This is a genomic window from Paenibacillus residui (assembly GCF_042677205.1).
Classification (GTDB): Bacteria; Bacillota; Bacilli; order Paenibacillales; family NBRC-103111; genus Paenibacillus_L; species Paenibacillus_L residui.
The window spans coordinates 68,862-93,547 of the sequence record NZ_JBHTIU010000034.1 but is presented as its reverse complement, the minus strand read 5'-3'; the positions used below and the strand labels follow the sequence as shown (position 1 = coordinate 93,547).

Below are 24,686 nucleotides of genomic sequence, written 5' to 3'. Positions count from 1 at the left end.
AGGTTCCTTCGGGGTTCGCGTTCCAGGCATCTTAAATGACTGCCCACGCTAGCTTGACACTGACATCTATAATCTGCCGCTTGACCTTCTTTAATATAGAAATTATAATCTATAATCAGTAAACGTTGTTTATAGTCAACGACCAAGCTATCGTTGCTTATAATCTATATGATAACAGGCGATGACCAAAGACATGATTCCCCGTCCGCACTGAACAGAGAGAGGAGCCCAGGCTGCAAGCTCCTTCAGAGAGCCGGTCAGGGAGTTACCCCTTTGCAGCCGTGATATGGAACCCGCGCTTATTTGCGACAGTACATATTACCGGGTTATTCCCGTTATGGAATACCGAAGGATTCGTTGTAAGGCGAAGCCGATTTTCCTGTCCAGTCCACCCGCGAGCAAGCGGAAGGGAAGGGGGATAGGGAAGATCTGCCCCGCCCGTGTCTGTCTTTCGTCCATTGGACGGAGCAGCGTTGGCAGCGAATCGAATGAGGGTGGAACCACGAGCAGAACGCACTCGTCCCTTTTGGGCGAGATGCGTTTTTTTGTTTTATCTTACCTTGGGGACTCATCGCTAAGTTCTGTATAATCCTTTATCGAAGCTTAGCAGGAAAAGCGACGTCTTTGTGAGAAGGCAGGCTTGGCGCCATTTCAGCGGCGGGTGCAAATTCCTGCGATTATACATCAATTTTGAGTCGATTTGGAGCACTCCAGCGAAAAGCCTGCGATAATACATCAATTTCCGTACAAAATTATCCGATCTCCCCTTAAACGATAAAAAAGATGTATTTTTTCAGGCTTTGCAGTGGACGCCGAGCCAAACGGCCAAAATCATGCAGAAATGCAGGCATTTGAATTCCGGGGCTCTTCCTGCAAGTACCTGCAAAAAGCCTCGAAGGCGTACGTCACTTAGCGGGGCATTTACGGGACCTTCCGCCAAGCAGGAGGAGTAATCACTGCATGGAAAAAGGTTTGGACGTCTGCTTGGTGGAATGCGGACGGATAAGCTTCGAAGGCTTACGTTACTTAGTGGGAAATTATAGGCTTCCCGAAACAGGAAGAACAATTGGCGCTTGGTTGAAAGTTAGACACCGGCTCTGTTGGAGCGAGGACGAAATAAGCTTCGAAGGCTCACGTCAGTTAGTGGGGAATTTTGCAGGGCATCCTGCAAAGTACATTTCATGAGCCGGGTCCCGATCTAATCGGCATTTTTAACGGGCCGGAGGTTTAGGGGCGGAAAGGCCCCGTAAGGAAATCATCTTTTACTTTTATATCTATAAACTTTGGTTTGATCTAACAGGAGGTTATTCAAATGGCAGTGAAAGTAACTTTCCCGGATGGTGCGGTTCGGGAATATGAGCAAGGAACGACATTGGAAGAAGTGGCGGGTTCGATCAGCTCCGGGCTGAAAAAAAATGCGGTCGCCGGTAAAATCAACGGGAAAGTGGTCGATTTGAACCGGGAGTTGAACGAGGACAGCGAAGTGGAGATCGTCACGCTGGATAGCGAGGAAGGGCTGGAGGTATACCGCCACAGCACCGCGCATTTGATGGCCCAGGCGATCAAGCGGATTTACGGGAACAAGCAGGTGAAGCTTGGGATCGGTCCGGTGATCGAGGACGGTTTTTATTACGATATCGATCTGGAGAATCCGTTATCGTCGGACGATCTGGCGAAGATTGAAGCGGAAATGGAGAAGATCGTAAAGGAAAATCTGCCGATAGAGCGGCGGGTAGTGAGCCGTGAGGAAGCGCTGCGGATTTACGAAGAGCTGGAGGATCCGCTGAAGCTGGAGCTGATCCGGGATTTGCCGGAGGATTCGGTCATTACGATCTATGATCAGGGAGAATTTTTCGACCTGTGCCGGGGTCCGCATCTGCCTTCGACGGGTAGAATCAAGGCGTTCAAGCTGCTGAGCGTGGCGGGGGCATACTGGCGGGGCGATTCGAAGAACAAAATGCTGCAGCGTATATACGGCACGGCATTTCCGAAGAGGGCGCAGCTTGATGAGCATCTGCACCTGCTGGAGGAAGCCAAGAAGCGCGATCACCGAAAGCTCGGCAAAGATTTGAAGATCTTTACCTTCTCGCGGGAAGTGGGGCAGGGCCTGCCGCTGTGGCTTCCTAACGGCGCCAAGCTTCGCCGGACGCTGGAACGCTATATTGTCGATCTGGAGGAGCGTCTCGGCTATCAGCATGTCTACACCCCCGTTCTTGCCAATGTCGATCTGTACAAGACATCGGGTCATTGGGATCATTATCAAGAGGACATGTTCCCTGTAATGAAGCTGGACAATGAAGAATTGGTGCTTCGTCCGATGAACTGTCCGCATCATATGATGGTTTATAAGAGCGAAATGCGCAGTTACCGCGATCTCCCTTTACGGATAGCGGAGCTCGGCACCATGCATCGCTATGAAATGTCCGGGGCGCTCACAGGGCTTCATCGGGTTCGCGCCATGACTCTGAACGACGCTCATATTTTCTGCCGCCCGGATCAGATCAAGGAGGAATTCTCCCGCGTCGTTAATCTGATTCGCGAAGTGTATCGGGACTTCGGAATTGAGGAATACCGCTTCCGTCTTTCGTACCGGGATCCGAAGGATACGGAGAAATATTTCCCTAACGATGAGATGTGGGAAATGTCGCAGCGCATGCTGCGAGAGGTTGTGGAGGAAATGGGTCTTCCTTTCTACGAAGCCGAAGGCGAGGCTGCCTTCTATGGACCGAAGCTGGATGTTCAGATCAAGACGGCTTTGAAAAAGGAAGAAACACTCTCTACCGCCCAGCTTGACTTCCTTCTGCCGGAAAGATTCGAGCTTGAGTATGTCGGCGAAGACGGTCAGAAGCATCGTCCGGTTGTCATCCATCGCGGCATCATCAGCACGATGGAACGGATGACGGCATTTCTGCTCGAGAACTTCGCAGGGGCACTTCCGACCTGGTTGGCACCGGTGCAGGCGAAGGTTCTGCCGGTTGCTCCGTCGTATAACGAATACGCCCGTAAGGCCGTTGATGCCTTGTTGGCGGCCGGCATCCGGGTCGAAGCCGATGAGCGCAACGAGAAGCTCGGTTATAAGATCCGCGAAGCCCAACTGGAGAAAATACCTTATATGCTCGTAGTGGGAGAGAACGAGCAGCAGGCCGGCACCTTGTCTATCCGCCGGAGGGGCCAGGGGGATATAGGTGCACACAGTATAGAGGATACGGCAAGCCTTATTCTCGAAGATATCCAAAGCAAGAAACATTAATTTAATACAAAGGCGATGACCAGAGACATGATTCCCTGTCCGGCCTGAACAGAGAGAGGAGCCCAGGCTGCAAGCTCCTTCAGAGACCGGTCAGGGAGTTACCCCTTTGCAGCCGTGATATGGAACCCGCGTTTGTCATTCGCGAAAGTATATATCACCGGGTTATTCCCGTTATGAAATACCGAAGGATTCGTTGTAAGGCGAAGCTGATTTTCCTGTCGGACCGGCCGCGAGCAAGCGGAAGGGAAGGGGATAGGGAAGAGCTGTCCGCCCGTGCCTGTCTTTCGTCCATTGGACGGAGCAGCGTTGGCAGCGAATCGAATGAGGGTGGAACCACGAGCAGAACGCACTCGTCCCTTTTGGGGCGAGATGCGTTTTTTTGTTTTTTTAAATTTTGCGTGTGCCGAGTCCTCAGCCTAATCGGCATCTTTATCGAGCCGGAGGCGTGAGAAGATCAGCGTAACCATCTTCACCTATTTTGGTTAAATCTAACAGGAGGTTGAATTGATATGGCAGTGAAAGTAACTTTCCCGGATGGTGCGGTTCGGGAATATGAGCAAGGAACGACATTGGAAGAAGTGGCGGGTTCGATCAGCTCCGGGCTGAAGAAAAATGCGGTCGCCGGTAAAATCAACGGGAAAGTGGTCGATTTGAACCGGGAGTTGAACGAGGACAGCGAAGTGGAGATCGTCACGCTGGATAGCGAGGAAGGGCTGGAGGTATACCGCCACAGCACCGCGCATTTGATGGCCCAGGCGATCAAGCGGATTTACGGGAACAAGCAGGTAAAGCTGGGGATCGGTCCGGTGATCGAGGACGGTTTTTATTATGATATCGATCTGGAGAATCCGTTATCGTCGGACGATCTGGCGAAGATTGAAGCGGAAATGGAGAAGATCGTAAAGGAAAATCTGCCGATAGAGCGGCGGGTAGTGAGCCGTGAGGAAGCGCTGCGGATTTACGAAGAGCTGGAGGATCCGCTGAAGCTGGAGCTGATCCGGGATTTGCCGGAGGATTCGGTCATTACGATCTATGATCAGGGAGAATTTTTCGACCTGTGCCGGGGTCCGCATCTGCCTTCGACAGGTAGAATCAAGGCGTTCAAGCTGCTGAGCGTGGCGGGGGCATACTGGCGGGGCGATTCGAAGAACAAAATGCTGCAGCGCATATACGGCACGGCATTTCCGAAGAAGGCGCAGCTTGATGAGCATCTGCACCTGCTGGAGGAAGCCAAGAAGCGCGATCACCGGAAGCTCGGAAGAGAGCTCCAGCTTTTTCTATTCTCGGAAGAAGCTCCGGGAATGCCCTTCTACTTGCCCAACGGCACGATCGTCCGCAATGAGCTGGAGCAATTCTCTCGAGAGGTACAGCGATCACGGGGATATGAAGAAGTGAAAACTCCCCTTATGATGAACCAGCGTCTCTGGGAGCAGTCCGGCCACTGGGATCACTATAGCGAAAATATGTATTTTACCGAGGCGGATGAAGCCAGATTTGCCTTGAAGCCGATGAATTGTCCCGGACATATGCTGATTTTTAAGCATCAACTGCGTTCTTACAGGGATTTGCCCATCCGCATAGCCGAATTCGGGCAGGTGCATCGTCATGAGCTGTCGGGGGCGTTGAACGGAATGTTCAGGGTCCGTACTTTCTGTCAGGATGACGCTCATCTCTTCGTTCGTCCCGATCAAATCGAGGAAGAAATTGCGAAGGTTCTTGAGCTTATAGAACATATCTACAGTATATTCGGTTTCGAATATCGTATGGAGCTGTCCACACGCCCGGAAAATTCCATGGGCTCGGAAGAGCTGTGGGAGCAAGCGGAGAATGCTTTGGCCCGGGTTCTTGAACAAAGAGGAGTCAAGTACACCGTCAATGAAGGGGACGGCGCATTCTACGGACCCAAGATAGACTTTCATATATTGGACTCGCTGAAACGAAGCTGGCAGTGCGCTACCGTTCAATTGGATTTCCAAATGCCGGAGAAATTCGACCTGACTTACATCGGAGAAGACAATGAACGGCATCGTCCTGTTGTTATCCATAGAGCGGTTTTCGGATCGATTGACCGGTTCATCGGAGTTCTGACCGAGCATTACGGGGGAGCATTCCCTTTGTGGCTGGCTCCGGTACAAATGATCCTGCTTCCCGTGTCGGATAAGTTTAATCCGCTCGCTCTGCAGATACAAAATCAACTGGAAGCCGGCGGAATCCGGGTGGAAACGGACGGGCGCGGCGAGAAGCTCGGTTATAAAATCCGTCAGGCGCAGCTCCGCAAAATCCCTTATATTTTGGTAATCGGCGAGCAGGAGGCCGCCAACCAAACCGTCAGTGTCCGGAAACGGGGACAGGTATTGGGAGAATATAGTCCGGAGCTCTTGTTGGAAATGGCCCTTAAGGAGATCAAAACGAAAAAATTAGACTCATAATGCCCGGCTTCCGGCTGTCTCTAGTCGCGATGCCGGATTGCCTTGAAGGATTATCCATATTACGTGAATAATCTGTCTCGAATTGGGCATCCTCCCCTATTAGGGAGGGTATCCAAATATGTTTTCCTTGAACTTACGCCAGAAGTTGTTCCAGCTGCTTCTAATGTTTATTGTTTTGGTTACTGCAGCGGGAATGCTTGTTGGCGAATCTCAGGCTTTTATCGAAGCGGATAAGCTTACGGGCACAGCCGCATCCGTGGCCTCGGAGCATAATGGAGCCAAAGCGGTGGATACAGCAGAAATCAAGGACTACGAACTTCCCTTTTCCAATCTGCAGCATGCGGAAACGGTCGAAGTGGTCGCAACCGGCTATTACGCCGGCGTAGAATCAACAGGTAAGCGTCCCGGACACCCCGGCTACGGAATCACGTATTCCGGCGTGAAGGTCCGCAGGGAAAAGAACGGATTTTCCACCATTGCCGCCGACCCTAAAGTGTTCCCGATCGGAACGTTAATGTATATCCCCGGCTACGGGTTTGGCGTGGTGGCAGATACCGGAGGTGCCATTAAAGGAAAGAAAATAGATTTGTATTTTCATACCAAAGACCAGGTTTACTCCGAATGGGGTAAACGTAACGTTAACGTGTACGTGTTGAAACGAGGGGAAGGCAAGGTGACGGAAGCGATGATGGACCAGCTTAATTCCGGCCAGGCCATCCCGGTCGATTTTTCCCTATATCCCTAAGCTCGAATCTAAATAAAGAAGCAGCCTCAAGTTTGGAATCGGGGCTGCTTCTTGCTTTTCATTTCGGAAGCTACATAAAAAAGGCCGGAATGACAATAATACTAACCGACCGGGAGGTGAGGTTCGTGAAGAAGAAAGGAAAACAAAGCAAACAAAATCAAGAAATCTACAATTCGGAATTCGCGGAGGAAGTCGTGGAGAAGAACGCCAAGCAGCCCGCGCAGAACAATCCGAGCGAGGGAGTGCGCAAATAACGCCAACCCGCATGCAAATATGACCATGGCAAGGAGTGAATCTTTATGATTCTGATCCCGTCTTCACTGGAGAACCGGGAGGAAGCTTTCGTAAATCTGTATCGCAGCTTGAAAGAGCTTGATTTTACTTTAGGGGGAAACTGGGATTATGAAAAGGGAAGCTTCGACCGCTCCCTGGATGAGAAGCAGCAGATGTGGGTGCGGATTCCTTTCCGTGTAACCCATGGCACCCTGGACGGAGACAGCGACGAATCCGATGCGGTGGTGCTGTTAGGCACTCCCTATGCTTTAAGACATCTTTACCGGGAAGGCGGGGATCCCACGGCGGATGTTCAAGTGATGGGGGCTCTTGTTGATCAGTTTCAGAGGCCGGTGGATAAGGATGCGGAAATAGGGGACGAATGGGCGGAGAAGGCCCGGGAAGTCGTCCGTAAGGTGGAGCGGAATCTGGTATAAATGACTCCAGCTTCCCCATTCAGAAGTTTTTAACTCCTCTTTAACTGGTTTTAAGGTTCGTTTAAGGTTAACGGTCCATTATATAGTTAAGAATAAAAACTAGTAGAATCATATTTGCTTTTTATTCGAATAACATTCCATGGATGTTGTCTTATATCGAATCTATTGGCAAGAGGAGGAATTTGCAATGGATGATAATCAAAAGAAGAGCGGTTTTGATGATTTTTTCAACGCTCCAAAGCCGGATAGCAATCCTAAGGAGGAGGACTCCACTAACCAGAACAGCCCCTCCTCTACTTCGTCCTACTACTATTCCTATGGCCCTTACAAGTCACGGCCATCGCAAGAAGAATCGAAGTCTGACAGCTCCACGTCACTCCCCTATCGATCCTCAACGGAGGTAGAAATGAGGGCCCCCCGCCCGGTGAAACCGATCGGATTGTCTGACGACACGCCGTCATCGGCAAGCGCGTCCTGGTCGGTCAACCATGAGCGGAAGAAGAGCCGCTGGAAGACCGGATTTATTTCATTCCTGGCCGGAGCTCTTGTGATGGGCGGATTGATGTTCACGGCGGACCGCGGCAACTGGTTCTCGCCCGCCCAAGGAGTAATGGGCAACGGCGGCGGGAATGCCGCTGCAACCAACAGCAATAACAATGGCGGCGGCAGCCTGGCTCAAAGCGCGGCCTGGGATTCCAACCGCCCTACCAATATAGCCGAGATTGCCCAAATGACCGGACCCGCGGTCGTTAAGGTCGAAACCTACAAGCAGGTCAAAGCGGGATCGGGAAGCCGCAATCCTCTGATGGATGATCCGTTCTTCCGCTACTTCTTCGGCGATGATTTCGGCGTTTCGCCGAATGCTCCCCAAGAGGGCAGCAAGCAGGCGGCGGGAATGGGAACCGGCTTTATCTTCGACAAGAGCGGATATATACTTACGAATGAGCATGTTATCAACGGCGCGGATGAAATTCTGGTGACGGTTCAAGGCTACGATGAGCCTTTCAAGGCAGAGCTTCTCGGGAACAGTTATGATCTGGACCTTGCCGTATTGAAAATCAAGGGAGACCAGGACTTCCCGTATCTGCGCATGGCCTCTTCGGAAATTAACGTCGGCGACTGGGTCGTAGCTATCGGGAACCCATACGGATTCGATCACACCGTAACGGTCGGAGTCCTGAGCGCGAAGGAAAGAGAAATCCCGATCCAGGACAAACAGGGAACCCGGCAATACAAGCACCTGCTGCAGACCGACGCATCGATCAACCCCGGCAACTCCGGCGGACCGCTGCTGAACCTGAACGGGGAAGTCGTCGGCATCAATACGGCGGTCAGTGCGCAAGCACAAGGGATCGGCTTCGCAATTCCGATCAGCACCGTTCAGAACGTGCTGGATAATTTGAAGAATGGGGTGGCCATCCCTAAAGAGCCGGTTCCGTTCGTTGGAATTACTGTGGCGAATATCGAAAAATCGTATCTGGACGTCCTTAAGCTGGACAGCACTGAAGGCACGATCATTGCCAATGTTCTGATGGGAGGCCCCGGCTTCAAGGCAGGACTGAAGCAGAACGACGTCATCCTGACCTTCAATGGAGAGAAGGTTAAGGACATGGCTGACTTCAAGGCGAAGGTATTGACTACCAAGGTAGGAGATAAAGTAACGCTGGGCATTGTCCGCGACGGCCAGAAGATGGACATTGAAGTGACAATCGGAGATATGAATGAACTCGAGCAGCAGAAATAGATAAAGAAAGAAAATCTGGGGGATAACAGCGAGTGCGTTGTCCAAACTTGCGCGAGGCGGTCAATCACCGTACTTTGAGGGAAGCAGACTTTCGCGGACATTCCGTGGGCTGCTTCTCTTTTTGTTCCGTGAATCCTTCTGCAGAAGGGAAGCCTTTGTTTGCCGTATCTATGCTGTAAAGACCGTTTCGTTTCTTGTTATAATAATGTAAGAAGCTAAATGTTTAATTCCCGGGCTGGGCATAGGAGCGGCACAATCTGCGGATGAGGCAGACGGACGAATGCAAGAAACGGTTGGTTTCAATGCCGACTTCGGAAGCTTGGCCCGATTAGGGATAATAATATATCGGTCTTAGAGGGGTGAGGCAGTTGAGAGAGAATATTATGGTCATCGACGATGATGAGAAGATTACTTCCATGCTGCGGAGAAGTCTTGTCTTCGAAGGCTATGGAGTGGAGACGGCCAACGATGGGCAGGAGGGTTTGAGAAAAATATTGCAGCAGGACCCGGACTTGATCATTCTTGATGTGATGATGCCGAAGGTGGACGGGTGGGAGGTCTGCCGCAGAATCCGGGAAAGCGGGATGAACACTCCGATCCTGATGCTGACGGCCAAAGACGAAATCGCCGATCGGGTCAAAGGATTGGATCTCGGGGCCGATGACTATCTCGTCAAGCCCTTTGCACTGGAAGAATTGCTGGCCAGAGTACGCTCCTTGCTGCGAAGAAGGACCGAGCGCAGCGAGCAGAGCAGCAACCGAATCAGCTTCGAAGATATTATTCTGGATACCGATACACGCGAGGTTATTCGTTCGGGCCGGCGAATTGAGCTGACAACCAAGGAGTTTGACCTCCTTCATCTCTTTATGCAAAATCCGAAAAGGGTTCTGTCCCGGGATGTCATCATGGACAAAATATGGGGTTATGATTATAGCGGCGAATCAAACGTGCTGGAAGTGTATATTGCTCTGCTCCGCCAAAAAACCGAGGAACATGGAGGCAGCCGAATCATTCAAACGGTACGTGGGGCCGGGTATGTGCTGAGAGGGGAATCCTGAAGATGTCTATCCGACTACGCTTAACACTCTGGTATTCCGGAGTGCTTTTACTAACATTGTTGATACTGGGGATCGGATTGTATTCTTCTTTGCATTATGTATATTTTGGTGATGTCCGCAGAGGGGTTAAAGCTCAAGCGGAAGATATTTATTCCCGTATCAAGCCTGATATTTATGTATCGAGCCGAGGTCTCTATATAAATCTGCAGCTGGATGAATCGGATCTCCGCAATAACAATATATTGCTGCAATTTAATGACTTGGAAAGCAAAAATGTGACCAGAAACCCGCCGCTCGTAAAGACGGACATTCAGTTCACTGTATCGCAGGAGGCCATTCAAGCGGCTCATGAGCGAAGGGGCTACTTCGAGCAAGCGCGTTACCGCGGGGTGGATTTGCTAATCTATAATCACCCGGTGCTGCTGGAGGGGGGACCGGTAGCCATTCTGCAGGTGGGACATGTCATTGTCAATGATCTCCGGTTGTTCAGCACTTTACGGTATACGCTGATTTTTATCGGATTGATTACGGTCGCTTTGGCGGGCACGATCGGCTGGTTCTTGTCGCGCAAAGCCCTCAAGCCGATCGACAGTGTAATTGCCGCCGCCGATCAAATCCAGATTGGAGAAGATTTGAGCAAGCGGATTTCTTACGATGGGCCCAATGACGAGATTGGACGCCTGACCGAGACGATCAACGGAATGCTTGGCCGGCTGCAGGTAGCCTATACGGAGCTGGATGAGGCTTACCGGGCCCAGCGAAGGTTTGTTTCCGATGCCTCCCATGAACTCCGTACTCCGCTGACGACGATCCGCGGCAATGTGGATTTGCTGGAGAAGGTATGGGCTCAGCTTGGGCAGCCCTCGATGGATGACGAACGCAATGTGCAGCTTTCCCTGGAGGCGATGCGGGATATTGCCGACGAAGCTTCCCGGATGAGCCGGCTCGTCAACAATTTGCTCTCTCTGGCAAGGGCGGATGCGGGTTATGTCATGGAGAAGAAGGAGCTGGCTCTTCAGCCATTGGTTGAGGAGGTATCGCGCAAGGCTAACCTCTTCCCGAGACAGGCCCAATGGAGAATGGGCGATTTATCGGCCATGGATGGGGTTATCGTCCGGGGTAATGCGGATTATTTGCAGCAGCTATTGTTTATATTTATAGAAAATGCCTTTAAATATACTCCCGAAGGAGTAGTAACCATCGATGCGGTCGCATCGGAGGATGCAGGCCAGATCGGAATCCGGATTAGCGATACGGGAATCGGCATGGACAAGGATGAGGTGCCGTATATCTTTGAACGGTTCTACCGGGCGGACGTCTCCCGCGGCAAAACCCAGGGAACCGGGCTGGGCTTGTCGATTGCCAAATGGATCATTGACGAGCATGAGGGATCGATTGAGGTTACGACACGCAAAGAAGAAGGGACGCAATTTGTCATTTGGCTGCCCATCGTATCGAGGGAGCAGGATTAATGCTATAATAGGGATAGTTCTGAACAACCTCTAAATGAACCGGTGAATAAGGCACAAGCTCATTCACCGTACTTCATAATGAGGAATACGCTGAGGCAGAATGATAGGTGATTGTATGAAAGTAATTCGCATCTCCCCGAGAGGGTACTGCTATGGAGTCGTTGACGCCATGGCACTGGCTATGACAACCGCCAGGAATATGGATTTGCCGCGGCCTATCTATATCCTCGGCATGATCGTTCATAATTCGCACGTCACCGGTTTTTTTGAAAAGGAAGGAATAGTTACTTTGGACGGCCCTAACCGTCTCGAAATATTGGATCAGGTTCAGAGCGGAACGGTTATTTTTACGGCGCACGGGGTTTCACCGGAGGTACGCAAGCGGGCGCGGGAGAAAGGGCTAACCGTTGTGGATGCGACTTGCCCGGACGTTACCCGCACGCATGACCTTATCCGCGAGAAGGCTGCTGAAGGCTATGCCATTATTTATATCGGGAAGAAAGGCCATCCTGAGCCGGAGGGCGCGGTCGGCATCGCCCCGGATCACGTCTTCCTAATCGAGAAAGAAGAAGAGATCGAGCAGTTGAACTTGAATACCGACCGGATCATTATTACGAACCAGACGACGATGAGCCAGTGGGATATACGCCATATCATGAACCGCCTGATCCGGAGGTACCCGACTGCGGAGATCCATAATGAGATTTGCATGGCCACCCAGGTCCGGCAAGAAGCGGTAGCGGAGCAGGCCAAGGATGCCGACCTGGTCATTGTGGTCGGAGACCCGCGCAGCAACAACTCCAACCGTCTGGCCCAGGTATCGGAAGAAATTGCCGGAGTCCGCGCTTATCGCATCGCGGATATTACCGAGCTGCGTACCGACTGGTTGATGGAAGTGCGCAAGGTGGCGGTAACTTCGGGGGCGTCTACTCCGACACCGATTACCAAAGAAGTGATAGATTATCTGGAACGTTTCGATCCGAACGATCCGGGAACTTGGGCCATCGAGAGGACGATTGATATGAATCGGCTCATCCCTGCCGTAGCCAAGAGGAAGGGCTGATTGCGACGGATAAGCTTCGAACCCGGCAAAAAAACATTGACGGGTCGAAGTTTTTCCGTTATAGTTGCTTTAACGGAGAGCAGCGGATAAGCGTCGCAGTGTGAAAATTGATGATGGATGATGCGCTGATATGCTATTTACTGTCCGCAAGTCTATTTATCGGGTGACGGTCCGAACCCGAATGAAACGTCCAATAATTCACCAAGACCTCCCGAGGGCTTGGTGTGATTATACAGCATATTGACTAATGAGCGCATAGATAAGGAGAGATCAACATGATTGCTATTACATCTCATAATACTACAGATGAACGAATTGCAGAAATCGTTCATTGGATTGAGAAGCATGGAGTATCCGCACATGTATCCAAAGGCGAGGACCGTACGGTCATCGGTATAATCGGCAAGGCCGATCCGGTCATGGCCGAGCAGCTTCGTCAGATGTCCGGTATTTCCGAGGTTATTAAAATTTCGAAGTCCTACAAGCTGGCCAGCCGTGAGTTTCACCCGGCGGATACGGTGATTTCGATTAAAGGGGTAGAAATAGGCGGGCAGGATCTGGTAGTTATGGGCGGACCCTGCGCGGTAGAATCCCCCGAGCAAATAGATGAAATCGCCAGACTGGTGAAGGCGGCCGGAGGCCAGGTGCTGCGCGGCGGCGCATTCAAGCCGCGGACCGGTCCGTACAGCTTCCAGGGCGTTGGCGTCGAAGGCTTGGAAATGATGGCCGAGGCCGGACGGAAGCATGGGCTGCTGACCATTACGGAAGTTATGACTCCGGAATATGTGGATATATGCGCCGAGCATGCCGACATTCTGCAGGTCGGTACACGCAATATGCAAAATTTCGACCTTCTGCGCAAGCTGGGCACCATCCAGACTCCGGTTCTGCTGAAGAGAGGCTTCAGCGCTACCTACGATGAATTTCTGAACGCGGCGGAGTACATTCTCGCCGGAGGCAATCCTAACGTAATGCTGTGCGAACGCGGAATCCGGACCTTCGAGACCTATACGAGAAACACGTTGGATCTGGCAGCCATTCCGGTACTGAAGCAGTTGAGCCATCTGCCGATCATCTCCGACCCAAGCCATGGCACAGGACGCCGGGAGCTGGTGGAGCCAATGTGCAAAGCTTCTGTAGCCGCAGGCGCAGACGGACTTATTGTAGAGATGCATACGGACCCGGACAATTCGATGACTGGAGACGGCGTTCAATCGTTGTTCCCCGACCAGTTCGCCAACCTGCTGCTTGATCTGGAGAAGCTCGCACCGTTATGCGGCAAAACATTCTCCACGAAGAAAGAACCGGTACTCGCCGGATCTTGGAAAAAATAAATTTACAGATAATCGGGACCCCGCTTCTATCACAGGAGGCGGGGTCTCTATATGCGGACCGGATGAAAACTGAAAGTTTGTTAAATGGTCAAATTCAACAACACTCTAGCATTGTCATGCCCGAACGGGTTGACAAAGCAAAGCGTATTCGTTAATGTAGACGATAATAATTGAATCCATAACCTCGTTAGGTGAGGCTCCTGCATGGAGAAATGCTGCTGCCCAGAAATGTCCAAAGACGCCAATGGGTCAACAGAAACCATCGACATAAGGTGGTTTTTAACGCAGCTGGAAAGCGATCGATCCTATGCCATGCAGTGCTAAAACTCAACGAATGGAGGTTCTTTTTGTGCTGTTTGTCTAACGCGCACCTTCATTCCTTGAAGGTGTGCTTTTATTTTAGGGGGGAAATAGAAAGGGGGATGGCCGTAATGGAACACAAGCCGCGAGGCAGGCCAGACTTTATTTTGCTGTTTTCCACATTTTTATTAGTAGGCTTCGGGCTGGTCATGGTTTTCAGTTCCAGCTCACCCCTTGGCTTGCACAAGTATGGGGACTCTTGGTATTTTGTCCAGCGACAGATCGTCTTTGCCCTGCTGGGATGGCTGGTCTTATTGGTGCTGATGAATATCCCCTTTAGCCGACTGAAGCGTTTGGCCTACCCTTCTTTAATTTTTGCTCTGATACTGCTTGTGCTGGTGCTCTTGGTCGGAACCAATGCCAAGGGGGCGACGAGATGGCTTTACATAGGCCCATTCGGCCTGCAGCCCGCAGAGTTCGTTAAACTTTCGATCATCCTGTATTTAGCCTATTTGATCAGTAAGAAAGGAACCCACATTCAAGATTTTAAGAAGGGCCTTGCTCCCATCTTAGTAGTGATCGGAATTGTTGTTGTGCTGATATTGCGCCAGCCTGACCTGGGCACGGCTCTCAATTTGCTCTGTATTACTTTCATTCTCGTCATCGTAGGAGGAGCCAATCTGCGGCATATCTCCTTACTGGCTTTAGCCGTGGCTCCGGTACTGCTGATGCTGGCTATTTTCGAAAGCTACCGGTTCCGCAGGCTGACCTCCTTCTTAAACCCATGGGATGATCCGGCTGATTCGGGTTATCAGCTGATCCAGTCGTTTTTTGCATTATCCCGGGGCGGGATTGCGGGGGCGGGATTGGGCCAGAGCATTCAGAAATTCCACTATCTCCCGGAGGCCCATACCGATTTTATATTTGCGGTGATCGGAGAAGAATTGGGCTTTATCGGAATCGTTGGCTTTATGCTGGTGCTGGGCCTGTTTATTATGCGCGGCTTCGTTGCGGCTTTAAAATGCAAGGATTTATATGGTACGCTGTTGGGCATGGGGATTGTGGCCATGTTCTGCATACAGATCGTGTTTAATCTGGGGGCGGTCACCGGAAGCTTGCCGATTACCGGGGTCACCCTTCCGTTTACGAGCTATGGGGGCTCCTCTTTGTTAATAAGTATGGCGGGGACAGGCATCCTGCTCAGCATCTCCCGGGAGAATAATCGACTTCGAATGGAAAATCAAAAGACACTTTCAACAGGAAGGTAGGGAAAATCATGGGGCAAACGAAGAAATGGAACACGGTGCTCATACTAAGCCTCTTGTTCGCGGCTTGTTTTAGCCTGTTGGCTTTCGACATTGACGGACCAGCGATACATTATTTTGACAGTCAAATGATTGCGCTTGTACAGGGCTGGGAGGTTCCGGTATTGACCCTGGTGATGAAAGGCTTTACGTTCCTGGGATCGACCGAATTTATCGTGGGAGTCGCAATCGCCGTTCTGATTTATCTCTTTGCAGTCAAGAAAGATATGCGGGCATGTATGTTCGCCGTAGCGGCGTTGGGAGGCTGCGCCTTGCTGAATAAAATATTGAAGCACTCTTTTATTCGTGAGCGTCCGGAGCTGCACCGCCTGATTGAGGAAACGGGGTTCAGCTTTCCCAGCGGGCATTCCATGAATTCTTTAGCTTTATATGGAATGATAGTTTTTCTATTGTTCCGGTATATTCACCGGCCGCTGTGGCGCGGGATCATTCTTCTCGTTAGCGCGGGAACGGTCCTGGCGATTGGTACCAGCCGAATCTATTTGGGAGTTCATTATCCTAGCGATGTCCTTGGCGGCTATCTGGCCAGCGGTTTCTGGCTGCTTCTCACGGTCTGGTTCATCCTGCGGGATAGAGGAACCCGGCCGGCATTATCCGGTCCACATAGTTCGGAAGGACGGACATCTCCCGGCACTGCGAATTAGGCTGTCGTTACTATAGGGAATTTCCCTGTTTGGACGGGGTAAAGCCGAACCTGTCAGGGTGACGGCCGGATTTGCATGTTTCTATCAGGGATACTGGTAATATTTAAGGCTGTAACCTCCATGTAACAAAACCTGACATATCTATTGACGGCTAATTCGAGCAGATTTATAATTATTCAGGGAAAGATGATAAAAATGGAACGTTAATCATTAGCTTCTCAATAAATGTTCGGATAATGGAGGTATTCAGGCATGTCTGCTGACGGAATATTAAGGATGATAGAAGAAAACGGAATAGAATGGGTGGATTTTCGATTCGTGGATTTGAATGGGAAGGCCCACCATATTTCACTGCCGGCCGTTGAAGTAGGGAGAGATACCTTCGTCAACGGCGTTGCTTTTGATGGCTCCTCTATCCCGGGGTTTAAAGGCGTGGAAGATTCCGATATGGTTATGATGCCGGATACCGAAACCGTCTATGCCGATCCGTTCTCGGCACACCCTACGTTGATTGTGATGTGTGATATCTACACTCCCGATGGAGAGAGATACGACAGAGACCCGAGAGGAATCGCGCAGAAGGCGGAAGAGTTTCTCCAGCAGACGGGAATTGGTACCGTGGCGTATTTTGCGCCGGAGCCTGAATTTTTCATTTTTGACGATGTCCGCTACGAGAGCGGTATGAATAAATCTTATTATGAAGTCGATTCGGAGGAAGCCTTCTGGAACAGCTCCCGCAAGGAAGAGGGAGGCAACCTCGGCTTTAAGATTCGGCATAAGGGGGGATACGTCCCCGTTGCCCCGGCGGATACGCAGCAGGATTTGCGCAGCGAAATGTGCCGCATCATGATGGAATCGGGCCTCCGGATCGAACGCCATCATCATGAAGTGGCTACCGCCGGTCAGGCAGAGATCAATTTTCGCTTCGATACGCTGACGGCGAGCGCGGATAATTTAATGAAATATAAATATATCGTGCATAACACCGCCCGCCAGTACGGGAAGGTCGCAACCTTCATGCCGAAGCCTTTGTTTGGAGATAACGGAAGCGGGATGCATGTTCACCAAAGTATTTTTGACGGGGACACTCCGCTGTTCTACCGTCAAGGCGGCTACGCGAATTTAAGCGATACCGCGTTATATTACATCGGGGGCATCCTCCATCATGCGAATGCCTTGCTGGCACTGACTAATCCGAGCACCAATTCGTTCAAAAGACTGGTACCCGGCTACGAGGCTCCGGTGAACCTGGTCTTCTCCAAAGGAAACCGCTCGGCCGCCATCCGTATCCCGGTTGCTGCCGTCACGCCGAAAGGATGCCGCATCGAATTCCGGACGCCGGATTCGACCTCGAACCCGTACCTCGCTTTTGCGGCTATGCTTCTGGCCGGTCTGGACGGAATTCAGAATCGGATCGACCCGAGAGAGCTTGGTTACGGACCGATGGACCGGAACATCTATGATCTATCGGATGCCGAGAAGAGAGATATCCGCAGTGTGCCGTCCACGTTGGATGAAGCGCTCGACGCCTTGCAGGCCGATTATGAATTCCTGCTGCAGGGCGGAGTGTTCACGAGGGAGTTTATCGAGAACTATATTGATTTGAAACGGGCCGAAGCCAAAAGTGTGCAAATCCGGATTCATCCCCATGAATACTCGCTCTACTTCGACTGCTAAACGGCTCACGAATGCCGCCGGCTGCTGCCGGCGGTTTGTTCAATAGTATAGAATCTATAAGATTGGGGGCTCCCCGCAAAGTATTGTATAAACCTTTATCGAAGGAAAGTCATGAAGAGCGACCGCGTTTAGAGGAAGGTGTAGACGCCGACCCTGTTAGGGTGCGGACGGAATACGCTTCGAAGGCATACGTCACTTTGTGGGGTCGTTCAACGTGTTCCCGGCTAAGGGGTAAGTGGAAAGCGTTTCATACATTGGGCGTTGGCCGGAATGACTCTGGTAAAGCACAATCTCGTTTACGCTCCAGGCGGTTTCTAGATCTTCCGTCGAGAGCATACCCGGCAGGGATGAGGAGGGCCAGGGGGCCGAACCGATATATTTTCTCGCCAATGTAATATGAGCGCGGTAAGGTCTGTCTTCCGGCATGAAGCCGAGCTTCTGCATGGCTTGAACGGTTGAGCGGTGCAAGGACAGCAGAGGGGCGGTTTCTCCTTCGACTCCTGCCCATAGAATCTGCGGAGAACGGTTCGGACCGAAATAGCCTAATTTGCCCAGAGAGAGAACAAAGGGCGGATGCATTGCGGCTACTCCCGGAAGGGCTTGGTCGATTTGGCTGCGGGTTTCCGGCGAAGTCTCTCCGAGAAATTGCAGAGTAATGTGATAATCCAGCGGGTGGGTCCATTTACGAAAGGGAAGCTCATTGGATAGCTGCCGGGTCCATTCCTCCAGCGTTCTCTTGACCGGGGGAGCGATCGGGACGGCGATAAAGAGCCGGGCTGATGATGCCATAGGTATCGGGATGCCTCCTTGCGGTTGTCTCTAATGTCTATTAAATGTTGAAGCGGTATAAAAATATTGTTATCATTACGATATCATACATGGAGAAGGTGTGGAACTTGGCAAATCGAGCATACAATTTTAACGCAGGGCCGGCGGCACTCCCGCTGGAGGTGCTGCAGCAGGCTCAGGAAGAGATCGTCGATTACGGCGGGATTGGCATGTCCATTATGGAAATCTCGCACCGCAGCAAGCAATACGAGCAGATTAACGATGAAACCCAGCAGCTGGTCAAGGAATTGCTGGAGCTTCCTTCCGGGTATAAGGTTCTTTTCCTGCAGGGGGGCGCGAGCACACAATTTGCGATGGTGCCGATGAACCTGCTTGCTCCCGGCAGGAAGGGCGCTTATGTTCTGTCCGGAAGCTGGGCGGACAAGGCCTATAAGGAAGCGAAGCTGTTCGGAGACACTTATGCCGCGGCGGCTTCCAAAGAGGAAGGACCGCTTAATCTGCCATCCCTGGACGAGATTCAGCTTCCCGAGGACGCGGCGTATCTTCATATTACTTCTAACGAAACGATCGCAGGGACTCAATATACCACCTTTCCGCAGACGGGCAGCGTACCGTTAATCGGTGATATGTCCAGCGATATTTTGTCCCATCGATTCGATGCTTCCCTATTCTCGCTTATTTATGCAGGAGCGCAGAAAAATCTCGGACCTTCCGGGGTGACGCTCGTTATCGTGCGCGAAGATCTCGTGAAGGAGTCTCCCAAGACGATTCCGACAATGCTCCGCTATGATACGTATGTTAAAAATAACTCGTTATATAATACCCCTCCGGTTTATTCGGTATATATGATGAACCTCGTCTTGAAGTGGATTCAGAGGAACGGGGGAATCGACGCCATGGAGAAGATGAACCGGGAGAAAACGGCTCTGATCTATGACGCCATAGATAACAGCGGGGGATTCTATGAGGGAATGGCGGTCAAGCAGGACCGTTCGATCATGAACATCACTTTCAAGCTGCAATCGGACGAGCTGGAGAAGAAATTTATTGAGGAATCGGCCGCGAACGGATTTGTCGGCTTGAAGGGGCACCGCAGCGTCGGACATCTGCGCGCATCGACTTATAATGCCGTACCTTATGAAAGCTGCAAGGCTTTGGCCGATTTCATGGCTGATTTCCAGCGTCGTAACGGGTAGGTGCAGTGCAATTGCCGAGCGGGAGAGGAGTAGTTCAATTGCCAATCGGCTGTGACTACAACTAAATAAAGCAGCGTGTTCCTCCTGCGGGAATGCGCTGCTTTATTTGATGTTGTGCTCAAGATGACTCTTCCCAATTAAGCCTGGAGGGCGGAAGAAACGCTCTTGCGTTGACCGTGGACAGTCAACGGGTCTGTAATTTTGTAGCCGACACTGCGAACGGTTTGAATATACCGGGGAGTTCGCGGGTCCGCCTCGATTTTATCGCGAAGATGACTGATATGGACGTCTACGATCCGGGTATCGCCAAGGAAGTGATAGTCCCATACATTTTGCAGCAGCTGCTGGCGGCTTAAGGCTCGTCCTTGATGCTGGCACAAATAAAGCAGCAATTCGAATTCCTTGGGCGTCAGATCGATCAGCTTGCCGTTCAGGGTGACTTCTCTGCGTTCGGAGCTTATGCAGATATCGCCCAGATGGATATCGCTTGCCGGCGGCTGCGGGGCGGAAGCTTCGGCCCGGCGCAATACGGCCCGGATACGTGAAATCAGCTCCTGCGGGCTGAATGGCTTGATCATATAATCATCGGCTCCGTGGTCGAGTCCGGCGATCCGGTCCGACACTTCCTGCATGGCCGTCAGCATGATGATCGGGATGCGGCTTCCCTCGCTCCTCAGCTTGCGGCAGATTTGAACGCCGTCCATCGTAGGCAGCATGAGATCCAGCACGAGAAGATCGGGTCGGAAAGAGCGGATCGATTCAAATACCGCTCCGCCATCGTGAACACAACGCACATCGAAATCGGCCAGCTTCAAATTGTAATCCAACAGCATGGCAATGGACGGTTCGTCGTCAACGACCAAAATTCTGTTCTTCATCCGCATGGTCTCCTTTTTCTACTGAATTATTTTCATTATTGCTTAACTATGTCAGTGGCGAATTAATGATAAGTAAACTATATGTAAAATTTATAAATCGTTAACTTCCGAACGGCCGTGTTTTTCCTCATAGGCGGCCGGAGTGCGGGGAGCTAACAAGCACTTGAAACCTGGGCGGCAACTGTGTCAAGATTAGAGATGCGGTAAGCCGGGAGAAGAACCTGCAAATCTGCAGGTGATTGATTGTCTCCATGCTGCATTTCGCAATTTTCCGCAAATCACGAGGATAACAGCCTGATTGTTTTCCCAAACCAGGAAGCGAAGATGTCAGCCATCAATTGCCGCTAGACTTTAAGCAGGGCTTATTATCATAGACGCAGAGCATTTTTCAGAAAGGTGAATGAGAAGCTATGGCATTTCACATTGTTTTGGTAGAACCGGAGATCCCCGCTAATACGGGAAATATATCGCGGACTTGTGCCGCAACGGGGACCTGTCTTCATTTGGTCCGCCCCTTGGGCTTTTCTACAGATGACAAAGCGTTGAAGAGAGCGGGGTTGGATTATTGGCCATCCGTTAAATTGGAGTATCACGATTCGTTCGCCGACCTTAAGCGTTTGTATCCCGACGGGCGGTTTTTCTGCGCGACGACGAAGGCTCAGAAATGGTACAGCGATTTCGAGTTTCGGGATGGAGATTTCTTCGTGTTCGGCAAAGAAACGGCCGGTCTGCCCAAGGAGATTCTGGAGGAGCACAAAGATACCTGCATTAAAATTCCAATTAATGGAGAGGTCCGGTCGCTTAATCTGTCCAATTCTGCGGCCATTATTCTATACGAAGGCCTTCGCCAGCTTCAATTTAAAGGCTTAACCTAACAACGGCTGCTATACGCGCCGACCCATAATAAGCTAGAGTGCGAGTCAGGTTGCGGCAACCGGCTCGCTGTTTATGTTTCTTTGTCCGTTGCCGTATATAGGATCCGGACCAACAAGTCCAACTCGAGAGGAAGTGAAGAGGATGCCCTGGGTTTATTTGTTGTTAGCCATAGTACTGGAAATAGCCGGGACGGTTTCGATGAAGCTGTCGCAAGGCTTTACGAAAGTTTGGCCGTCCGCTCTGATGATCGTTTTTTATTTACTTGCTTTTTCCAGCCTGAATTTATCCTTGAAGCATGTTCCCGTAAGTGTCGCATACGCGATCTGGTCTGGGCTCGGTACAGCCGCTATCGCGGTGATCGGCTATATGGTGTTCCAGGAATCGATGACCTGGCTCAAGGCGGCCTCCATCCTGCTTATTATTCTTGGAGTTATAGGTCTTAACATAGGAGGAGAAGCGAAAGCAAAGGGCGGTGCGGCCGTAAACAATGAATCCTTGTCTATTATTGTCCAGCCTGATGCGAACGCCAATCAAGATAAGTAAGGAGTAAGGGGTGTTTCAACGCGGAAAGCCAGGGGTATTTACTAGGTGCGCGGTTGGTAAGTGCATTTTCCCATATTAAGGTAGTAGCAGAATTAGCGACATAAAACGGAAGCCGGTTACGAATATCATAAAGAGGGGTGAAATGCTAACTCAGATTGGGGTGATTTGGAATGAAACCAGCCGGGATCGTTCGCAAGGTTGATCAACTGGGAAGAATTGTCCTTCCTAAATCGTTAAGGAACCGTTTCCGAATGAATGAAGGGGACCCGGTAGAAATCCTCGTGCAGGGTGACCATATTATTTTGGAAAGGTATCGCCCACGCTGTGTTTTCTGCACAACCATGGACAGCGTTGTTGAATTTAAGGACAAGCACATTTGTGCGGAATGTTTGCAGCAGGTAACGGGGAAATAATAAGCTGCCTACATAAGCCCGGACTTTATACAACCGCGATTGTTAATGATGACGATAACAACAATAAAAGCGCATCTGCCGACCTGGCAGGTGCGCTTCTATCTTACCACATTAGAAAGTTTAAGTTCATTAAAGCAAAAAAATGGAACAACTTTCTAATTGGCATAAAAAGCTGCCTTTAAAACCGGGTTATTCGTCTTCGAAGTTCGTTAGGAGCTTTTTTTATCCGCTGCCCATCCTATCGATTCAACAGGCTGCCCACATATTTCAACAGCTCATTCGCACAGACCGGGCAATAGCCGTTATCGTCTATAAGCCTGCGGGTCACCTCGTTAATCCGTTTGAGCTGAGTGGCGTCGGGCGTTTTGGTCGATGTCGTAATTTTAACGATGTCCTTAAGGTCGGCGAAGAGCTTCTTCTCAATAGCCTCTCGCAGCCGTTCATGAGTGTTGTAGTCGAATTTTCTGCCCTTGCGGGAATAGGTGGACAGTCGGATGAGAATCTCTTCGCGAAACGCTTTTTTGGCGTTTTCCGAAATGCCGATTTGCTCCTCAATGGAACGCATCAGCCGTTCATCGGGGTCCACCGGCTCTCCGGTGAGAGGATCCTTCATCTTCGTCCAATTGCAATATGATTCGATATTGTCCAGATAGTTCTCAAATAAGGTTTTCGCCGATTCCTCGAAAGAATAGACGAAGGCCTTCTGCACTTCTTTCTTCGCCAATTCATCATATTCCTTGCGGGCAATAGAAATAAAATTAAGGTAACGCTCCCGTTCTTCTTTCGTAATGGAAGGGTGCTGATCCAGGCCGTCTTTGATAGCCCGCAGCACATCCAGAGCGTTGATACACTGCACGTCATGGCGAATGAGCGCGCTCGAAATCCGGTTGATGACATACCGCGGATCGACTCCGGACATCCCTTCCTCGACAAATTCGTTCTGCATTTCCTTAAGGTCGTTTTCCTTGTAGCCCTCCACGGATTCCCCGTCATACATCCGCATTTTCTTGACCAGATCCATTCCCTGCTTCTTGGATTCCTTAAGCCGCGTCAGAATCGAAAAAATGGCTGCGGCGCGAAGGGAATGGGGAGCCATATGAATATGCTGCATATCGCTCTGCTTGATAAGCTTGGCGTATATCTTTTCTTCTTCGGATACTTTCAGGTTATACGGAATAGGCATGACGATAATACGCGACTGAAGCGCTTCATTTTTTTTGTTCGCGATGAACGAACGATATTCGGATTCATTCGTATGGGCAATAATTAATTCGTCGGCGGAAATCAATGCGAAGCGCCCGGCCTTGAAATTGCCTTCCTGCGTTAAGGAAAGCAGATTCCACAGAAATTTCTCATCGCACTTCAGCATTTCCTGGAACTCCATCAGTCCGCGATTGGCCTTGTTTAATTCGCCGTCGAACCGGTAGGCTCTCGGATCGGATTCCGAGCCGTACTCCGTAATGGTCGAGAAATCAATGCTGCCCGTCAAGTCGGCAATATCCTGCGATTTCGGATCGGACGGACTGAACGTTCCGATTCCGACCCGGTTCTCTTCCGAAATCAGCACGCGTTCGACCAGGACGTCCTCTATCCGGTTGTTGTATTCGGTTTTTAGCCGCATTTGGCAGGATGGACAGAGTGTTCCTTCGATCTTGACTCCAAGCTCCTTCTCGACATCCTCTCTCAATTCCTGCGGGATCAAGTGAAGCGGCTCTTCATGCATCGGACAGCCTTTAATGGCGTAGACGGCGCCTTCCTCCTGGCGGGAGAACCGCTCCAGCCCCTTTTTCAGCATAGTGACAATCGTAGATTTTCCCCCGCTGACGGGGCCCATCAGCAGCAGAATCCGTTTTCTGACGTCCAGCCGCCGTGCGGCGGAATGAAAATATTCCTCAACCAGTTTCTCGATGGAGCGGTCCAAGCCATAAATTTCTTGCTCAAAAAATTTATATTTAATCTGCCCGTTGTGCTCTTCGATCCCATGGGATTCGATCATCTTATAAACTCTTGCATGCGCGGTCATTGCCAGTTCCGGGTTGTTCTTCACTTTTTCGAGATATTCCGCAAAGGTACCGGTCCATGACAGCCTCTCCATTTCGGTCCGGTGTTCGGATATACGTTTGAAAATATCCATGGTTGCCTCCTCTCTCCCCAGCAAGTGCTAAACCAACGTATTAATAACTATGCAGAGGAGCGAGAGATGTTTCCCGAAATTCCAAGATCCCCCGGATAAAAAAGCT

20 protein-coding genes and 1 riboswitch are annotated in these 24,686 nt (G+C 50.8%); of the genes, 17 read left to right on the top strand and 3 right to left on the bottom strand.

Annotated features, from left to right (window positions below; all coding sequences use genetic code 11):
- Positions 1-1,312 precede the first annotated feature (1,312 nt).
- The 13 genes from thrS (ACFQ03_RS11255) to glnA all read left to right on the top strand — a co-directional run bounded on the left by thrS (ACFQ03_RS11255) (position 1,313) and on the right by glnA (position 17,751).
- Positions 1,313-3,250, top strand: coding sequence for a threonine--tRNA ligase (gene thrS, locus ACFQ03_RS11255; RefSeq protein ID WP_379288188.1), 1,938 nt, complete (start codon positions 1,313-1,315; stop codon positions 3,248-3,250).
- Positions 3,251-3,759: 509 nt separating this feature from the next.
- Complete coding sequence (gene thrS / locus ACFQ03_RS11250; RefSeq protein WP_379288186.1) at positions 3,760-5,679, top strand: threonine--tRNA ligase; 1,920 nt, start codon at positions 3,760-3,762, stop codon at positions 5,677-5,679.
- Between the two features lie 118 nt (positions 5,680-5,797).
- Complete coding sequence (locus ACFQ03_RS11245; RefSeq protein ID WP_186328457.1) at positions 5,798-6,424, top strand: 3D domain-containing protein; 627 nt, start codon at positions 5,798-5,800, stop codon at positions 6,422-6,424.
- Positions 6,425-6,549: 125 nt separating this feature from the next.
- Positions 6,550-6,678 (top strand): hypothetical protein, encoded by a 129-nt coding sequence (locus ACFQ03_RS11240; protein ID WP_260982190.1) that lies wholly within the window; start codon positions 6,550-6,552, stop codon positions 6,676-6,678.
- Positions 6,679-6,723: 45 nt separating this feature from the next.
- Positions 6,724-7,134 (top strand): YugN family protein, encoded by a 411-nt coding sequence (locus tag ACFQ03_RS11235; protein WP_379288183.1) that lies wholly within the window; start codon positions 6,724-6,726, stop codon positions 7,132-7,134.
- Positions 7,135-7,321: 187 nt separating this feature from the next.
- Positions 7,322-8,878 carry a trypsin-like peptidase domain-containing protein gene (locus ACFQ03_RS11230; protein WP_379288181.1) on the top strand — a complete coding sequence of 519 codons (1,557 nt, stop codon included), beginning with the start codon at positions 7,322-7,324 and terminating at the stop codon, positions 8,876-8,878.
- Positions 8,879-9,246: 368 nt separating this feature from the next.
- Positions 9,247-9,936, top strand: coding sequence for a response regulator transcription factor (locus ACFQ03_RS11225; protein ID WP_144940362.1), 690 nt, complete (start codon positions 9,247-9,249; stop codon positions 9,934-9,936).
- 2 nt (positions 9,937-9,938) lie between these two features.
- Entirely contained in the window at positions 9,939-11,408 is a 1,470-nt protein-coding gene (locus ACFQ03_RS11220) for a sensor histidine kinase (RefSeq protein WP_379288178.1), read from the top strand.
- Between the two features lie 115 nt (positions 11,409-11,523).
- A complete protein-coding gene (locus tag ACFQ03_RS11215; protein ID WP_144940358.1) occupies positions 11,524-12,471 on the top strand; it encodes a 4-hydroxy-3-methylbut-2-enyl diphosphate reductase in 948 nt (315 codons plus the stop codon).
- A 275-nt stretch (positions 12,472-12,746) separates the two neighbouring features.
- Positions 12,747-13,805, top strand: coding sequence for a 3-deoxy-7-phosphoheptulonate synthase (gene aroF, locus ACFQ03_RS11210; RefSeq protein WP_144940356.1), 1,059 nt, complete (start codon positions 12,747-12,749; stop codon positions 13,803-13,805).
- Between the two features lie 176 nt (positions 13,806-13,981).
- Positions 13,982-14,152, top strand: a riboswitch (M-box (ykoK) riboswitch).
- Positions 14,153-14,236: 84 nt separating this feature from the next.
- Positions 14,237-15,373 carry a putative lipid II flippase FtsW gene (gene ftsW, locus ACFQ03_RS11205; RefSeq protein WP_144940352.1) on the top strand — a complete coding sequence of 379 codons (1,137 nt, stop codon included), beginning with the start codon at positions 14,237-14,239 and terminating at the stop codon, positions 15,371-15,373.
- A gap of 8 nt (positions 15,374-15,381) precedes the next feature.
- The gene (locus tag ACFQ03_RS11200) at positions 15,382-16,074 is read left to right on the top strand and encodes a phosphatase PAP2 family protein (protein WP_144940350.1); all 693 of its coding nucleotides are present in this window, start codon (positions 15,382-15,384) and stop codon (positions 16,072-16,074) included.
- Positions 16,075-16,326: 252 nt separating this feature from the next.
- Positions 16,327-17,751 carry a type I glutamate--ammonia ligase gene (gene glnA / locus ACFQ03_RS11195; protein WP_144940348.1) on the top strand — a complete coding sequence of 475 codons (1,425 nt, stop codon included), beginning with the start codon at positions 16,327-16,329 and terminating at the stop codon, positions 17,749-17,751.
- 192 nt (positions 17,752-17,943) lie between these two features.
- On the opposite strand, the gene thpR is transcribed toward glnA, so the two are convergent.
- Positions 17,944-18,540 carry an RNA 2',3'-cyclic phosphodiesterase gene (gene thpR, locus ACFQ03_RS11190; protein ID WP_144940346.1) on the bottom strand — a complete coding sequence of 199 codons (597 nt, stop codon included), beginning with the start codon at positions 18,538-18,540 and terminating at the stop codon, positions 17,944-17,946.
- 107 nt (positions 18,541-18,647) lie between these two features.
- Here thpR and serC point away from each other — a divergent pair, with 107 nt between their 5' ends.
- Positions 18,648-19,736, top strand: coding sequence for a 3-phosphoserine/phosphohydroxythreonine transaminase (serC, locus tag ACFQ03_RS11185; RefSeq protein ID WP_379288174.1), 1,089 nt, complete (start codon positions 18,648-18,650; stop codon positions 19,734-19,736).
- A gap of 137 nt (positions 19,737-19,873) precedes the next feature.
- Here serC and ACFQ03_RS11180 read toward each other — a convergent pair whose 3' ends face one another.
- Positions 19,874-20,614 carry a response regulator transcription factor gene (locus ACFQ03_RS11180; protein WP_379288172.1) on the bottom strand — a complete coding sequence of 247 codons (741 nt, stop codon included), beginning with the start codon at positions 20,612-20,614 and terminating at the stop codon, positions 19,874-19,876.
- A gap of 410 nt (positions 20,615-21,024) precedes the next feature.
- Between ACFQ03_RS11180 and trmL the strand changes: the two genes are divergently transcribed.
- From trmL to ACFQ03_RS11165, 3 genes are all read left to right on the top strand, one after another.
- Positions 21,025-21,489, top strand: coding sequence for a tRNA (uridine(34)/cytosine(34)/5-carboxymethylaminomethyluridine(34)-2'-O)-methyltransferase TrmL (trmL, locus tag ACFQ03_RS11175; RefSeq protein ID WP_379288170.1), 465 nt, complete (start codon positions 21,025-21,027; stop codon positions 21,487-21,489).
- A 142-nt stretch (positions 21,490-21,631) separates the two neighbouring features.
- A complete protein-coding gene (locus ACFQ03_RS11170; protein WP_144940338.1) occupies positions 21,632-22,033 on the top strand; it encodes a DMT family transporter in 402 nt (133 codons plus the stop codon).
- 170 nt (positions 22,034-22,203) lie between these two features.
- Entirely contained in the window at positions 22,204-22,446 is a 243-nt protein-coding gene (locus ACFQ03_RS11165; RefSeq protein ID WP_144940336.1) for an AbrB/MazE/SpoVT family DNA-binding domain-containing protein, read from the top strand.
- 238 nt (positions 22,447-22,684) lie between these two features.
- Here ACFQ03_RS11165 and ACFQ03_RS11160 read toward each other — a convergent pair whose 3' ends face one another.
- Positions 22,685-24,580, bottom strand: a complete 1,896-nt coding sequence (locus ACFQ03_RS11160) for a PrkA family serine protein kinase (RefSeq protein ID WP_144940334.1) — start codon at positions 24,578-24,580, stop codon at positions 22,685-22,687.
- Positions 24,581-24,686: the final 106 nt, after the last annotated feature.

Excerpts from the sequence above, each read along its gene's own strand:
- thrS (WP_379288188.1), top strand. The coding sequence starts at position 1,313 with ATGGCAGTGAAAGTAACTTTCCCGGATGGTGCGGTTCGGGAATATGAG.
- thrS (WP_379288186.1), top strand. The coding sequence starts at position 3,760 with ATGGCAGTGAAAGTAACTTTCCCGGATGGTGCGGTTCGGGAATATGAG.
- ACFQ03_RS11245 (WP_186328457.1), top strand. The coding sequence starts at position 5,798 with ATGTTTTCCTTGAACTTACGCCAGAAGTTGTTCCAGCTGCTTCTAATG.
- ACFQ03_RS11235 (WP_379288183.1), top strand. The coding sequence starts at position 6,724 with ATGATTCTGATCCCGTCTTCACTGGAGAACCGGGAGGAAGCTTTCGTA.
- ACFQ03_RS11230 (WP_379288181.1), top strand. The coding sequence starts at position 7,322 with ATGGATGATAATCAAAAGAAGAGCGGTTTTGATGATTTTTTCAACGCT.
- ACFQ03_RS11220 (WP_379288178.1), top strand. The coding sequence starts at position 9,939 with ATGTCTATCCGACTACGCTTAACACTCTGGTATTCCGGAGTGCTTTTA.
- ACFQ03_RS11215 (WP_144940358.1), top strand. The coding sequence starts at position 11,524 with ATGAAAGTAATTCGCATCTCCCCGAGAGGGTACTGCTATGGAGTCGTT.
- aroF (WP_144940356.1), top strand. The coding sequence starts at position 12,747 with ATGATTGCTATTACATCTCATAATACTACAGATGAACGAATTGCAGAA.
- ftsW (WP_144940352.1), top strand. The coding sequence starts at position 14,237 with ATGGAACACAAGCCGCGAGGCAGGCCAGACTTTATTTTGCTGTTTTCC.
- ACFQ03_RS11200 (WP_144940350.1), top strand. The coding sequence starts at position 15,382 with ATGGGGCAAACGAAGAAATGGAACACGGTGCTCATACTAAGCCTCTTG.
- glnA (WP_144940348.1), top strand. The coding sequence starts at position 16,327 with ATGTCTGCTGACGGAATATTAAGGATGATAGAAGAAAACGGAATAGAA.
- thpR (WP_144940346.1), bottom strand. The coding sequence starts at position 18,540 with ATGGCATCATCAGCCCGGCTCTTTATCGCCGTCCCGATCGCTCCCCCG.
- ACFQ03_RS11180 (WP_379288172.1), bottom strand. The coding sequence starts at position 20,614 with ATGAAGAACAGAATTTTGGTCGTTGACGACGAACCGTCCATTGCCATG.
- trmL (WP_379288170.1), top strand. The coding sequence starts at position 21,025 with ATGGCATTTCACATTGTTTTGGTAGAACCGGAGATCCCCGCTAATACG.
- ACFQ03_RS11170 (WP_144940338.1), top strand. The coding sequence starts at position 21,632 with ATGCCCTGGGTTTATTTGTTGTTAGCCATAGTACTGGAAATAGCCGGG.
- ACFQ03_RS11165 (WP_144940336.1), top strand. The coding sequence starts at position 22,204 with ATGAAACCAGCCGGGATCGTTCGCAAGGTTGATCAACTGGGAAGAATT.
- ACFQ03_RS11160 (WP_144940334.1), bottom strand. The coding sequence starts at position 24,580 with ATGGATATTTTCAAACGTATATCCGAACACCGGACCGAAATGGAGAGG.